This is a genomic window from Mastigocoleus sp. MO_188.B34, from assembly GCF_030065675.1.
In the GTDB taxonomy this organism is placed as follows: Bacteria; Cyanobacteriota; Cyanobacteriia; order Cyanobacteriales; family Nostocaceae; genus Mastigocoleus.
In genome coordinates this window covers 14,851-28,561 of the sequence record NZ_JASJDK010000043.1, presented here as the reverse complement: position 1 = coordinate 28,561, position 13,711 = coordinate 14,851, and the positions used below count along the sequence as shown (strand labels likewise).

Sequence of the window (13,711 nt, the reverse complement as noted above, 5' to 3'; positions counted from 1 at the left end):
TGATTTGTGATTAATTTAATTTTTGAATTCCTAAATTTTGGGGGAATAAAATTTTTTATCCTCACTATCAAAATGTAATAATTGAAAATGATGCTAGAAAATTTACAATCAAATAATATTTTTGCGATTGCTGTAGTTGCAGCTAGTATAGTTCTCTTAATTTACTTTGCCGTTAAGACTTTAATCACCTCCAACCGCTTTCAAAAAGGCATAGATTTATATCAGCAACAAGATTATAAAGCTGCGGAAGCTGCATTTCGTAAAGTAATTGCAATTAATTCAACAAATGATGTTGTTCACCTATTCTTAGGTGATAGCTTGATGAAACAAGGTAAGGTTGCAGAAGCTATTACTGAATTTAAAGAAATTATTAGTCGCGCGCCGAAAAAAGCCGAAGCTTATTTGCGTTTGAGTAATGCTTTCATGGAAGAAGAAAAAAAAGAAGAAGCAATTACTAATCTCAAAAAAGCCCAAGAATTATTACAAGCACAACGCCAACCAGTAAAAGCTAAGAAAGTTGAAGAATTATTGCAGAAAATTAGTCAGAAGTAGGAGATTGGCGACTAGCGACTGGCGACTAGGGATTAGGTAATTGGTAATGGATAATTGGTAATAGTTAACTGTTAACTGACAACTGACAACAATGTCTACATATGATCGGATATATGAAGTAGTGCGCCAGATTCCTAAGGGAAAAGTAACTACTTATGGTACTGTTGCTGATTTAGCTGAACTCTATGGTAAGGCACGCTTGGTAGGTTATGCTCTTTATCAAATTGATAAAGATTCAGATATTCCTTGGCATCGGGTAATCAATGCTAAAGGTGAAATTTCCTATTCTCCACTGCGTCGAGGTATGGACTATCTGCAACGAAATTTACTTGAAAATGAAGGTATTGAATTTAGTGCAGAAAGCAAAATTAACCTCAGTAAGTATAAGTGGTAGTTGGGGATTGGGGATTGGGTAATTGCTAATGGATAATTGGTAATTGTTAACTGCTAACTGACAAATATTAGTGTCTACAGCGCATTAACTGATAACTGATAACTGGTGATTGGTGAATGGGAGAAAAAAAAGGTAAGGTTTACCTTGTTGGGGCTGGTCCAGGAAGTATAGAATACCTAAGTCTGAGGGCTTATCAGCTTTTAGGTAATGCTGATGTATTGGTATATGATGCCCTTGTGGATGCTAGTTTACTGGACTTAGTAGCAAATAATTGCTTGAAGTTAGACGTAGGTAAACGCGGTGGAAAACCCAGTACTCCCCAAAATATAATTAATCAAATATTAGTTAAGTATTGCCAAGAAGGTAAACAAGTCGTTCGACTGAAGTCAGGAGATCCATTTATTTTTGGACGCAGCGCAGTTGAAATTAATGCTTTGCGCAAAGAAGATTGTGAATTTGAAGTCGTACCTGGAATATCTTCGGCTTTAGCTGCACCTTTATTGACAGGGATTCCTCTCACTGATAAAGTTCTCAGCCGCTGTTTTGCTGTATTCAGCGGTCATGAACCAAATAACCTTGAATGGGAAGCACTCTCAAAAATAGACACATTAGTTATTTTGATGGGTGGACGCAATATTGCTGAAATAGTGAAGCGACTACAACAACATGGGCGATCGCAAAATACACCAATTGCTATTATTCGTTGGGCTGCAACAGCACAACAAGAAGTGTGGATGGGAACCTTAGAAACTATTCTGAAAAAAGTATCCGGGATAAATCTCTCACCAACAGTGGTTGTTATTGGTGAGGTCGTGGGGTTACGCTCGTTTCTAGAATTTGAGACTATGTATCTAAGGAATCCACTTAAGCGAGCATTGCACTCGAAGAAAATGGCTATTCATGAAACAGAAAAATCTCGATCTACCCATTCACAAGCTGTTGCTTCTAAAAATTTGCAGCTTCCCCTTAATGGTAAAACAATTCTAGTGACCCGTGCCACTGGACAGTCAAGTGAATTTAAAAAACTTTTAAGTACATCAGGTGCTAATGTTATTGAAATGCCAGCATTGGAAATTGCTCCACCTTCTAGCTGGGAGGCTTTAGATAATGCGATCGCAAATTTAGCTGATTTCCATTGGTTAATTTTGACTTCTGTTAATTGCGTGGATTATTTCTTTGAGAGATTGATCGCACGGGGTAAGGATATACGCGCACTGGTTAATACTAAAATTGCTGTAGTCGGAGAAAAAACTGCTCGAAGCCTAAAAAAACGTTGTTTACAACCAGACTTTATTCCACCAAATTTCATCGCTGATTCTTTAATAGAACATTTTCCAGAAGCACTAACAGATAAAAAGATTTTATTCCCCAGAGTCGAAAGCGGTGGTAGGGAAGTTTTAGTTAAGGGATTGACTGCACAGGGTGCACAAGTACTAGAAGTTGCAGCTTACCAATCTTGTTGTCCCCAAGGTGTTCCTCCTTCCGCTGAGTTAGCTTTGCAAAGTGGGGCGGTAGATGTGATTACTTTTGCTAGTTCTAAAACCGTAGCATTTTTCTATGAATTAGCAGAAAAAATATTTGCTGAAAATACTGAAGATACCAAATCATCTTTGTTGTCCCATTGTTTAGAAGGAGTTTGTATTGCTTCTATTGGACCGCAGACCTCTAAAACTTGTCATTCATTAATTGGACGGGTTGATGTGGAAGCACAAGAACATACGTTAGATGGGTTACATCAAGCACTGATTGAATGGGTCGCAAATTGTTCGCAAAACTAGCAATCAAAACTTGTAGAGACGTAGCATTGCTACGTCTTCAATCAACTATCTATCTAGATCTAGGTAATACAAATTCAATCTTTATCTGATCGCTTTGACTGCTTGTTTGAATTTTCATTTACATCCGAAGATTCTAAAGAAGCAGAAGTGGGTGGAAATAAAGCAACCACATGAGGAACTGGACGGGGAGTATATCCAACCAGAGATTCACCTTCATAAGCCAAGGAAGTACTTGCACCAGAATCTAACATCACTGCTTCTTGCAATCCAGCTTCAGCTAATACTTTTCCTAGTCTCACTGAATCAATCGGTTTTGCACTGACTCCAATAGTTGGTTGTCCATTTTGATTAATACCCCAAAAAGCCCGAAAACGTATTGCATCAAAACCATAAAGGTCACCAAATGTTTCTCTGGGTTGAGGTTCTCCATCTTTAACTAACCAAGCAGCAGCTACAAAAGCATCATTAACAGAATTTAGTTCCGATTGTATCCCTTTTAAGGTGTTGTGTTTCTCGGAATTAAAAGGCACAAATTTTGCCATTTTGTTGTTAATCAAAACTAGAGGACGACCTGTTAATTTGGGAATTTCTCCCGGATTCCCAGGAATAAAACCTTTACCTCGTTGGCTTAAAACAGGTCCAATCATCACATTGGAATTGAGGTATTTAAGAGAGAAAAATCCTCCATCAACTGCAGCAACAGCACCTGTATTCTTGATAATATCTGGAACCTGATAGCGAGTATCAGCATGAATAGTTTCAGGTTTACCGCCAGAGATTAAGATTAGGGGAGTTCTACCAATCCTAACTTTTTCTTTGCGGATTGTTGCTTGGAAGTCAAAACCACATTTTGGTAATGATGGACCACCTGAAGCTTGCTTGACAACTTCTTCTAAACTAGACTGACCGAAACGACCGATCGCAAATAAGTCTTTAGACTCACCAGCAAATATTTCGTTATTGTCATCCATTGCTAATGCAGCTACATATCCGGCTTCTTTGACAAGCTCTTTTACTCTGTCGTCGTGCTTTCCAGCAGGATAAGTAAAGTAATCGATAGATTCCCCTAATTCCCTCTCCAGAATGTTTTTAGACTCTACAATCTCTTGCTGGAGTTCCTCATCAGACATCTTTGTCAAGTCTTGAGGATGGGTTTTACTGTGACCGGAAATTGTAACTAATGGAGACTTTGACATTTCTCTTAGTTGCTCCCAAGTTACATGGGAACGACCTGTATCGATCCCCATATTTTTGGTGTAAACAGAAAATACAGCTGGATAATTATATTTTTGCAATAGGGGATAAACATACTCGTAGTGACCTCCATAACCATCATCAAAGGTTAATAGAATCGGTTTTTCTGGTAGGGGGTTTCCAGTACGTAAATGAGTAACTAATTGATGCAAGCTGATGGGTGTTAATCCTTCGGATTTTATTAGCTCAAAATCCGCTTCCAATTCCTTAGGGGTGACATCAAAAAATACTTCTTTCTTCGGTAGAATGTCGTGATACATAACTACCGAAACTTTAGCTTTTTGCGCTCGCTCGTGAATATTTGGGAAAGGTGCAGCTGTCAAAGTCAGAGTATCGGGGTAATTAGTACTTTTGAAGGTTATTTCTGCTGCTACTGATGTTTTATTGCTTTCAGGCTCAAAATTTCTCCCAATAGTTTCGTATTTATCACAAAAATGCTCTAGTGTGAGTGGCTTTTTAATATAATGATCAACATTTAACGCTTTGGGTACTTCTAATTCATTTAATGATAAAGAAAAATTACCAATTCGACTTATGAATAAACTTAAAGGAACAACTAAACCCGGAACTATTAATGTAAGACCGAAGAAAGCAACGTATTTGTAACGCTTATTTGGTCGGGGATATTTATTATTTTTAGGCACCATGTTTTTAGCTAAAAAATGTTAGCAGATAAGAACCAAACTCAACCGTTGCAAACACATGCAATTATATTCTTCTCGTAATAAGACTTCGCTGTTAGGCGATAAAGAAGAGAATAAGAAGCAATTAAGAACTCAGTTATAAGCCTAATTAATTTACAAATAATAGGGAATTGTTTATAGAAATTTTAGGTATCAAGAAATCTAATTTAAAACTCTAATTTAAAATTATTTAAGCGATAGTCTAATCTTTAAAATGAAACACACCAAACTGAAGGATAGGTAAATTTAGTGCTTTGCAGCACATCTATTTACCTCCTAGTATGTAGCAATTAAATTGAGATTAAATTGAAATATATTACAGAGCAAAAATAATTTGCGATGAAATCATTAATTAAATTCCAATCGCATTTATATATAGTTTGACTTGAATTAAAAATTCAAGTTTTAAGTTTTCAAGTTTTAAGTTTTCAAGTTTTAAGTTTTCAAGTTTTCAAGCTGGAAGTTTACCAGTAGCATTTTTAACTATCCAATTATACCAACTTTCTAAACCATTGCCAGTATATGCCGACAACTGAAATATTTTAATTTCTGGGTTGATTTGACGTGCGTATTCTATACAACTTTCCAGGTTAAATTGTAAATATGGGATTAAGTCAATTTTCGTAACAATCATAACTTGGCTGCTACGAAAAATATGGGGATATTTGATTGGTTTGTCTTCTCCTTCAGTTACGGAGAGTATGGTAACTTTGAAGTTTTCTCCTAAATCAAATAAAGCAGGACAAACTAAGTTCCCTACATTTTCGATCGCCACTAAGGAATTATTGGGCGGTTGGAGTTTTTGCAAACCCTTCTGTATCATTGTCGCATCTAGATGACAACCTGTTCCCGTATTGACTTGTATTACAGGACAACCAGTCTCTTGAATTTTTTTTGCATCATTGAAGGTTTCTTGATCCCCTTCAATCACACTAATACTCAAGTGTTGTTTTAAATCATTAATCGTGCGAGTTAAAAGGGTAGTTTTCCCCGCACCGGGAGAACTCATTAAGTTTAATGCTAGGATACCTCGGCGATTAAGCCATCTGCGATTCTGGGCTGCAATTGAATTATTCTTAGCCAGAATATTTTTTTCTAAAGATATAGTTGTACCATGCTGCTGAGCATGGATTTCTGAAGCTGGTTTGGCATGGTACTCGTGGCTGTGAGAATGGGTAATGACTGTACCATCACTTAAAGTATGAGAATGAATTGTCTCTACTTCACCTTTGTGGAGATCGGTAATTTTCGTATTTTCATTATCAGAACAGCCACAAGTTATACACATAGTTCCTCTACTTCTATTTCTTTAATTTTTAATTCTTCACCGGTAACTATATTTATTTTTGAGCTTCCACAATCACATCTAAAAACATATTTTTCTAAAGTAAATTCTTTACCACATTCACAACAGTGACCTAAACCAGGAATTTCTAAAATTTCTAGTGTAGCTGAAGCTAAAACAGTACCTTGAGACACAACATCAAAGCAAAACTGTATAGATTCAGGCATAATTGCTGAAAGTTGACCAATTTCTAATAACACGCGATTTACTTTTTTCCCTTGAGCATATTCTGTGACAATAGCCACAATGTTTTTAGTAATTCCAAGTTCGTGCATGATTGAGGGTTGGGATTGGCGTTAGCGTGAGGCGACAGCATCATACGTAGGCAGGCAATAATTGGGAATTATTAAGTAATTCTCATTATTCATTACCCATTCATTACCAATTACCAATTAACAAATTCTCGGTAGTTGTTCGCCGACAAGCATATCTAGTATGCGATCGCTACCGAAACTGGTTTGTAATAGGACTACACCGGTCGGTGAGGGAATGACTTCGCCAATAATCCGAGCATTTTTCCCGAAGGGATGAGAGTGCATTGCAGCTAAAACAGTTTCGGCATTTTCAGATCCGACAACTACTACTAATTTGCCTTCATTTGCTAGATACAAGGGGTCTAAACCAAGAATTTCGCAAACACCTTTGACTTCTTCACGTATGGGAATACATTCTTCCTTTAAGCGAATCCCCACATTAGAGCTCAAAGCAAATTCGTTTACAACTGTTGCTAAACCACCCCGAGTAGCATCCCGCATTGCACGAATTTCGGGACAAATATCAAGGATTGTTTTGACTAAATCATGTAGTGGTTGACAGTCACTTTCAATATCAGTTTCTAGAGCTAATTCCCCACGGGCAATTAAAATAGCAGCACCATGATTTCCTAATTCACCATTAATAATTACCGCATCTCCAGGTTGAATGTTGTTGGCAGATATACAAACTCCGGAACGAATGATCCCAATTCCGGTGGTATTGATAAATAATTTATCTGCCGCACCACGGTGGACAACTTTAGTATCACCAGTAACTATTTGCACATCTGCTTTTTTTGCCGCAGTTTTCATACTTGCGGCTACACGTCGTAAAGTTTCTACAGAAAATCCTTCTTCTAAAATGACGCTACAAGTAAGATATAAAGGTTTAGCACCACTAACAGCTAAATCATTAACAGTTCCATTAATCGCTAACTCCCCAATATCAGAGCCAGGGAAAAATAAAGGATCTACAACATAGGAATCAGTGGTAAAAGCAAGTTTATCTCCATATTCCATTAAACCCGCCAGATTAAAGCTTGCTTGGTCTTCTAACTGGGAAAGAATCGGATTATCAAAAGTATCAACAAAAATATCATCAATTAAATCTCGCATGGCTTTCCCACCACTACCATGTGCGAGGGTGATGTTATGCTCGCTTACTTTACCTCGACGACGTCGGACTTTTTCTATGTTTTGAAATAACGAATGATGTGATGAACCATGTGAAGTTATTTTCATATTAATTTTCTGATATTAAATACATAATAAAACAACTTAATAGGAATGATTTGATTTTGTTATAACTTTGATTTTTAACATTTATAATCTATGAGTCATTTTGTCATTTGTAAATTTGAAAATACTCATCTTATAGCATTGACATCAGTACTAATTAATCATATGAATTCATCTCGGTTTTCTTGCTTAAGAATAAATTCAATATCCTTTAAGTTCGCAGCCCGTAGTTGCATTTGCCATCATTTTAGGTTTTCAAGGTACATTAATTTATAAACTAACGCACCTCAAATTAAAAATATTTAACAGTTAAGATTTTAACTATTTTTAAATATCTTCTTCAACTAAACACCTTTTTCAATCAAATACCTTTTTCAATGTGTCTACCTTTGTGTTTATCTGAGTGGAGCGTACCACCAACAGCCCAATTATCCCGTTCAAACTCATCAATATGAACGGTTACCCATTCAGGCTTTGTACCCATAGTCGCGACCAAAGTGTCAGTAATTGCTTTTGCTAATTCTCGTTTCTTTTCAATGGAGTGACCTTTGGCAATTTGAACTGTAACAAATGGCATAATAAATCCTCAAATATAGTTTTATTAAGATAAGGAGGAAGGTTTCCCAGGGATTTTTAATTTGAATTTGTCGTAATTTATTTTATTTGATTAATTTTTCAGGAATAGAGCGTTCGGCATTACGGATTTGAGATAATCGCCCATATTTGTAATAAGCTGCACAAGCACCCTCAGAAGAAACCATGCAAGCACCAATTGGATTTTCTGGAGTACAAGCAGTTCCAAAAACTTTACATTCCCAGGGTTTTAACACCCCCTTAAGAATTTCTCCACATTGACAAGCTTTATGGTCAGCAACAGTAAAATAGGGAATAGTAAATTTTTTTTCGGCGTCGAATTGAGCATATTCGGAACGAATTTTTAATCCAGAATGAGGAATTTCGCCCAAACCTCGCCATTCAAAAGTTTCTCGAATTTCAAATACTCGATTAATTGCTTCTAAAGCTTGATGATTCCCAGTTTCTGTTACTAGGCGATTATATTGATTTTCAACTTCACAACGTTTTTCTAAAAATTGCCATAATAACATCCAAATAGATTGAAGGATGTCTACAGGTTCAAAACCGGAAACTACAACTGGTTTGTGATATTCCTGGGAAATAAATTCATATGGTTGAGTTCCTATAACCATACTCACATGACCGGGTCCAATAAAACCATCGAGTTGTAAATCGGGATTATTTAGCAATGCTTTAAGTGCAGGAATCACAAGTACGTGATTGCAAAACATACTAAAATTTGAAATCTTTTCCGCTGCTGCTTGCAAAATAGTTAAAGCTGTACTAGGAGCAGTAGTTTCAAAACCAATGCAGAAAAATACTACTTCTTTCTCGGGATTATCTTGAGCAATTTGCAAACAATCTAAAGGTGAGTAAACCATACGAATATCTGCACCCTTTGCTCTCGCTTGTAGCAAACTATCTTTAGAACCAGGTACTCGCATGGCATCGCCAAAAGTTGTTAAGATAACATTAGAATTTTCAGCAATAGAAATCACATCATCTAATCTACCTTTTGGCATTACACATACCGGACAACCAGGACCGTGAATTAATTCAATTGTATTTGGTAAAATCTCCTCAATTCCATATTTAAAAATCGAATGAGTGTGACCCCCACAGACTTCCATAATTTTTAGGGGTCTACCTATCATGTGAGATAGTTTTCCTATTTGCCACAATAAGGCTTCACATTTATAATTGTCGCGAAATTCATCAACATATTTCATATTTATTAGGAGTCAGAAGTCAGGAGTTAGAAGTCAGGAGTTAGAAGTCAGAACAGACCGCGCCTACGGCGAGCAGGAGTCAGAAGTCAGAAAAATTAATTCATCACTCATTACTCATCACTGTGCGCTATCGCGCCCCGCTGCGCTAACATTACTCATTACTTATTACTTATTACTTATTACTTATTACTTGTTACCAATTACCAATTACCCATGACCTCCTCAATAATCAACCATTAATTCCGCCATTTCTTCCAATAGCTCTAATGTTTCTGCTGCTTCTTTTTCGTTAATACGATTCATTGCAAAACCAACATGAACTAACACCCATTCCCCTACACAGGATTGAGGAGGATGTTCTTCATCTACGATGCAAGCAATGTTAATTTGGCGTTTGACTCCACCGATGCTGACAGTTGCTAATTTATCGTTGGTGTCATTAATTTCTATAATTTGACCGGGAATTCCTAAGCACATTTTTCTGTTCCCCGTTAACTTTTTTATTTAACATTTCTTGCTGCTGAAATTACTGTTTGTCCTAAAGACAAGTTACTATCATTTGGTGGAATCAAACTATGAGTTAATATTTTTATTCCTAACGAACTAAGATATCTGATTGTTTGTTGTAACAAAATTTTGTTTTGAAATACTCCTCCTGTGAGTACAACTCGATCTATAGGATACTTTTGGCGGAGTAAATCAACGATTTGTGTAATAGCGATCGCTAAACTCAAATGAAATTTTGTCGCAATCATTTGTTGACCTACATGAGATTGGAGGTCATTTAGTAAGGCTTCCCACATGGGATGTGGATCCATATAGTAAATTTTATCTAAGTTTTTAATTTGGAAAGGATAAGTTTGATTTTTTTCACAATTCTCTAAATTTCTATTGTTAATTAATGCTTCCATTTCTATTGCAGCTTGTCCTTCATAGCTACATTCTTCTGGGCAAATACCGATAGCTGCTGCAACCGCATCAAATAAGCGTCCTACTGATGAGGCTAGGGGAGAATTAATTTGTTTTTGTTGTAATTGATTGAGTAAAGGTAATGGTTTTGATTCTAGAAAATTGATAATTTCTAAGTTGCTATATTTTTGTTGGATTTCTTGCCAGTTAAAATCAGATGTTAAATGAGCATAGGTATTACGCCAAGGTTGATAAATTGCTTTTTCCCCACCAATCATTGCTACAGGTTTAAAGGTTGCAAGGCGGGTAAATTGGCGATAATCTGCTAATAAGAATTCTCCACCCCAAATAGTTCCATCTTCGCCGTAACCTAAACCATCTAAAGCAATACCTAAAATCGGAGAAGTATCCAAAGGGATATTATTTTCTGCCATACAAGCAGCAATATGAGCGTGATGGTGTTGGATATTTTCTAATTTTATTTGATTTGCAATTGCTAGTTCTTTTCCCAGTTTGCTGGAAAGATATTCCGGATGTTTATCTATAGCTATGATTTTGGGGTGATGTTCAAATAAATTTAAATATAAATTTAATGTTTCTTGATAGGCTCGAAATGTGGCAGCATTTTCTAAATCGCCTAAATATTGGGATAAAACCGCTCGTCCATTTTGTAACAAACAAAAAGTATTTTTTAACTCTCCACCCATACCGAGAACTGGCACTACTTTTTCAAATCCAGGTGGTAAATTAAGTGGTGCTGGTGCATATCCTCTAGCCCGACGCAGAGTTAAAAGTCTTTTACTTTGTGTAATTTCCTTTGGATTATCATTAACAACTCGAACAACTGAGTCATCTACGCGATTGAGAATATCTCGGTTATGGAAGAGAAAATAATCAGCAATTTTATTTAATTTGGTTTTTGCTTCATTATTATCAATACATTGTGGTTCATCAGAAATATTACCGCTAGTTAAAACAATTGGACGCTCCATCCGTCGCAATATTAAGTGATGTAAGGGCGTATAAGGTAACATAAAACCCAAAGTCTTTTGACCTGGTGCGACAGATTTAGCGATCGCAGGAAACTTTTCTTGGCTAATAATTTCTCTATCACCATTCCCCAATTCCCATTCCCTGATACCTAACAATACGATCGGTGCTGCAGGACTTTCAAGTAATTCTCGTTCTTTAGGATTGAGAATACAGTATTTTTCAATTATTGTTATATCTCTTGCCATTAAAGCAAAAGGCTTACGAAAGCGTTGTTTGCGATCGCGTAGTTTTTGCACCACAGCTTCATTAGTCGCATCACAAGCAAGATGAAATCCACCCAAGCCTTTAATTGCTACTATTTCACCTTTTTGCAATAGAGTACAAACAGCATCAATGTCATCTACCATGGAAAACATAGCTGCTGTAATGGGTTTACCGTCAGCGCGCTCTAACCAGACTTGAGGACCACAAGTATAACAAGCAACAGGTTGGGCGTGAAATCGACGGTTTGTCACGTCGTTATACTCTTGCTTGCATTGCGAACACATAGAAAAGAGTTTCATGCTCGTGTTACAGCGGTCATAGGGTATAGCACGAATAATACTTAAACGCGGACCACAATTAGTACAGTTGGTAAAAGGGTAACGATAGTAACGGCTAAGTGGATCGAAAATTTCTTTTTGACATTGGGGACAAGTTGCTGCGTCAGGAGCTATTTCTGTTTTGACTTTTGTAGTAATGCTGTCAGAAATGACAAAATCATCGTAGTCAAATTTTCCTTGATAGGGAGTTCGTTTGAGTTGATCAATTTTTGCTAAGGGTGGACATTCTGCATACAACCTATGGATAAATTTTTCTATAGATGTTTTACTACCGTATGCTTGAATTAAGACTCCTTCACCATCGTTGCAAACATTTCCTTTTAATTCACAAGCTTTAGCAAGACGATAGACAGTAGGACGAAAACCTACTCCTTGAACTGTACCGCTAATTCTAATTTCTTCTATAGGCATCTATTTGGTTTTGTTATTTCCAAAGTTTTATAATTCAAAGTTTTATAATCCAAAATCTTGTAATCTAAAATCTTATAATTCAAAATCTTATAATCATGATGGTGCGTTTGATGGTGCGTTACGCTGTCGCTAACGGCACCCTACATGTGCCTATATAAATTAAATAATGTTGGGTTTAAGTTGTTTTCCATAATAAAATCCGGTTGTTTCCCGAGTCGCTGATTACTACTGTTTTGCCACAGGTACTGATTCCGTAAGACCAATTAAGACTATCTCTGGTTGGTAATCCATAATCTCGATTTTCTCCTTTGCTTTGAAAGTTGTTTTGTCCGATCACAATATCGGCTGTTTTCCCGTGTAAAGATTCTATTGATAAAGGTTTTTCCCAAGCTAATAATCGAGAATTTGCCGTATCTGCAACTAATAACCAATCTTGGTTTTTATTTTGAGTTTTAGTTTGAGTTTGATTCTGAATTGCAGCAACTCCATAGGGCATACTTAAACTACTAGCATTAGGAAAATAAACTCCTTGGTTCATTTCGACAACAGTAAAGTTTTTTTGTCCCAAAACTACTTTGCAAGGAGTATTGTTTGCTATTGGTATTCCTTCCCAGATCATAACGCGATTATTGCCTGCATCAGTTACAACCAGATGTTCTCCCCATAGGGTAATATCATGACACCAGCGCATACTTGATGCTGAAGGGCGATCGCCACCATTCTCATTGTGAGAAATCATATCAGGTTGTCCTAAGACTAAGTCTGCAGGTTGACCATTTTCTTCGGGTAACTGATGCCAAATTAATACCCGTCGATTCCCAGTATCGGCGACAAACAATTGATTGCGAATGGAAAAAACACCATAACACCAATTTAAGGTATTGGCAGCAGCATCTTTTTGACCTCGGTTAGCCTGGTTATCATTAAAATTAGCCTGACCTAAAACTAGATCCGCTGGAACATTATTATCTTCCGGTAAGTTTTTCCAAATCAAAACTCTGTGATTCCAAGCATCGGCGACTGCTAAACCTTCTCCAAATTTACATATACCTGTGGGAACACTAAAAGTTGCTCTTCCTGTTCTACCTTTAGCATTTTGTCCCTCACAGTAAAAATCTGGTTGTCCGATTACCCAATCAGCCGGTTGATAATCGGTAACCGGAATATTTCGCCATCCCAATAGACGATGATGTCCTGTATCTGCGATCCACAAAGGACCATTTTCCGATATTAAACAAGCTCCTCGAGGTCCAAACATATTTATTTTGCTTGGTGCGATCGGAATAGCTAATTCCCCTGCTTTAATACTATGTCCTAAAATAACTGCCGCACCTTGAGGTGACATTAGAGAAGTATGGGAAATAGGTGTAGGACATGGGGAATCGGGCATAGGAAATAAATCAACTAGCTAAATTAACTGTGAAATTTTTGAGGGTTGGAAAATCCTCCTTACAAAGGAGGAATAGTAAAAACCTTAAAACTTAAATCTTGC

The 13,711-nt window shown here is 36.8% G+C and carries 12 protein-coding genes; 3 read left to right on the top strand and 9 right to left on the bottom strand.

All coding sequences use genetic code 11. The features are described 5' to 3' along the window. Positions 1 to 90: 90 nt before the first annotated feature. The 3 genes from QNJ50_RS12555 (at position 91) to cobA (ending at position 2,724) form a co-directional block, all read left to right on the top strand. Complete coding sequence (locus QNJ50_RS12555; RefSeq protein WP_300635796.1) at positions 91 to 552, top strand: tetratricopeptide repeat protein; 462 nt, start codon at positions 91 to 93, stop codon at positions 550 to 552. A gap of 91 nt (positions 553 to 643) precedes the next feature. Further along, positions 644 to 946 (top strand): MGMT family protein, encoded by a 303-nt coding sequence (locus tag QNJ50_RS12550; protein WP_300635749.1) that lies wholly within the window; start codon positions 644 to 646, stop codon positions 944 to 946. A 116-nt stretch (positions 947 to 1,062) separates the two neighbouring features. After that, on the top strand, positions 1,063 to 2,724 hold the full coding sequence (cobA, locus tag QNJ50_RS12545; protein ID WP_300635747.1) for a uroporphyrinogen-III C-methyltransferase: 1,662 nt from the start codon (positions 1,063 to 1,065) through the stop codon (positions 2,722 to 2,724). 74 nt (positions 2,725 to 2,798) lie between these two features. Here cobA and QNJ50_RS12540 read toward each other — a convergent pair whose 3' ends face one another. The 9 genes from QNJ50_RS12540 to QNJ50_RS12500 all read right to left on the bottom strand — a co-directional run bounded on the left by QNJ50_RS12540 (position 2,799) and on the right by QNJ50_RS12500 (position 13,609). Further along, positions 2,799 to 4,625: a polysaccharide deacetylase family protein gene (locus tag QNJ50_RS12540; protein ID WP_300635745.1), complete on the bottom strand. Its 1,827-nt coding sequence runs from the start codon at positions 4,623 to 4,625 to the stop codon at positions 2,799 to 2,801. 487 nt (positions 4,626 to 5,112) lie between these two features. After that, on the bottom strand, positions 5,113 to 5,949 hold the full coding sequence (gene hypB, locus QNJ50_RS12535; protein WP_300635743.1) for a hydrogenase nickel incorporation protein HypB: 837 nt from the start codon (positions 5,947 to 5,949) through the stop codon (positions 5,113 to 5,115). After that, on the bottom strand, positions 5,940 to 6,281 hold the full coding sequence (gene hypA / locus QNJ50_RS12530) for a hydrogenase maturation nickel metallochaperone HypA (RefSeq protein ID WP_300635741.1): 342 nt from the start codon (positions 6,279 to 6,281) through the stop codon (positions 5,940 to 5,942). The genes hypB and hypA overlap by 10 nt, the downstream gene beginning before the upstream one ends. A 117-nt stretch (positions 6,282 to 6,398) precedes the next feature. Next, the gene (gene hypE / locus QNJ50_RS12525; protein WP_300635739.1) at positions 6,399 to 7,502 is read right to left on the bottom strand and encodes a hydrogenase expression/formation protein HypE; all 1,104 of its coding nucleotides are present in this window, start codon (positions 7,500 to 7,502) and stop codon (positions 6,399 to 6,401) included. 358 nt (positions 7,503 to 7,860) lie between these two features. After that, positions 7,861 to 8,076, bottom strand: a complete 216-nt coding sequence (locus QNJ50_RS12520; RefSeq protein WP_300635737.1) for a 4-oxalocrotonate tautomerase family protein — start codon at positions 8,074 to 8,076, stop codon at positions 7,861 to 7,863. Positions 8,077 to 8,158: 82 nt separating this feature from the next. Continuing rightward, positions 8,159 to 9,304, bottom strand: coding sequence for a hydrogenase formation protein HypD (hypD, locus tag QNJ50_RS12515; RefSeq protein ID WP_300635735.1), 1,146 nt, complete (start codon positions 9,302 to 9,304; stop codon positions 8,159 to 8,161). A 222-nt stretch (positions 9,305 to 9,526) separates the two neighbouring features. After that, a complete protein-coding gene (locus tag QNJ50_RS12510) occupies positions 9,527 to 9,781 on the bottom strand; it encodes a HypC/HybG/HupF family hydrogenase formation chaperone (RefSeq protein WP_027845904.1) in 255 nt (84 codons plus the stop codon). Positions 9,782 to 9,804: 23 nt separating this feature from the next. Continuing rightward, complete coding sequence (gene hypF, locus QNJ50_RS12505; RefSeq protein WP_300635731.1) at positions 9,805 to 12,219, bottom strand: carbamoyltransferase HypF; 2,415 nt, start codon at positions 12,217 to 12,219, stop codon at positions 9,805 to 9,807. 175 nt (positions 12,220 to 12,394) lie between these two features. Beyond that, positions 12,395 to 13,609, bottom strand: a complete 1,215-nt coding sequence (locus QNJ50_RS12500; RefSeq protein WP_300635729.1) for a hypothetical protein — start codon at positions 13,607 to 13,609, stop codon at positions 12,395 to 12,397. Positions 13,610 to 13,711: the final 102 nt, after the last annotated feature.

Bases quoted from the DNA above. Each gene is read 5' to 3' on its own strand.
- QNJ50_RS12555 (WP_300635796.1), top strand. From the start codon at position 91: ATGCTAGAAAATTTACAATCAAATAATATTTTTGCGATTGCTGTAGTT.
- QNJ50_RS12550 (WP_300635749.1), top strand. From the start codon at position 644: ATGTCTACATATGATCGGATATATGAAGTAGTGCGCCAGATTCCTAAG.
- cobA (WP_300635747.1), top strand. From the start codon at position 1,063: ATGGGAGAAAAAAAAGGTAAGGTTTACCTTGTTGGGGCTGGTCCAGGA.
- QNJ50_RS12540 (WP_300635745.1), bottom strand. From the start codon at position 4,625: ATGGTGCCTAAAAATAATAAATATCCCCGACCAAATAAGCGTTACAAA.
- hypB (WP_300635743.1), bottom strand. From the start codon at position 5,949: ATGTGTATAACTTGTGGCTGTTCTGATAATGAAAATACGAAAATTACC.
- hypA (WP_300635741.1), bottom strand. From the start codon at position 6,281: ATGCACGAACTTGGAATTACTAAAAACATTGTGGCTATTGTCACAGAA.
- hypE (WP_300635739.1), bottom strand. From the start codon at position 7,502: ATGAAAATAACTTCACATGGTTCATCACATCATTCGTTATTTCAAAAC.
- QNJ50_RS12520 (WP_300635737.1), bottom strand. From the start codon at position 8,076: ATGCCATTTGTTACAGTTCAAATTGCCAAAGGTCACTCCATTGAAAAG.
- hypD (WP_300635735.1), bottom strand. From the start codon at position 9,304: ATGAAATATGTTGATGAATTTCGCGACAATTATAAATGTGAAGCCTTA.
- QNJ50_RS12510 (WP_027845904.1), bottom strand. From the start codon at position 9,781: ATGTGCTTAGGAATTCCCGGTCAAATTATAGAAATTAATGACACCAAC.
- hypF (WP_300635731.1), bottom strand. From the start codon at position 12,219: ATGCCTATAGAAGAAATTAGAATTAGCGGTACAGTTCAAGGAGTAGGT.
- QNJ50_RS12500 (WP_300635729.1), bottom strand. From the start codon at position 13,609: ATGCCCGATTCCCCATGTCCTACACCTATTTCCCATACTTCTCTAATG.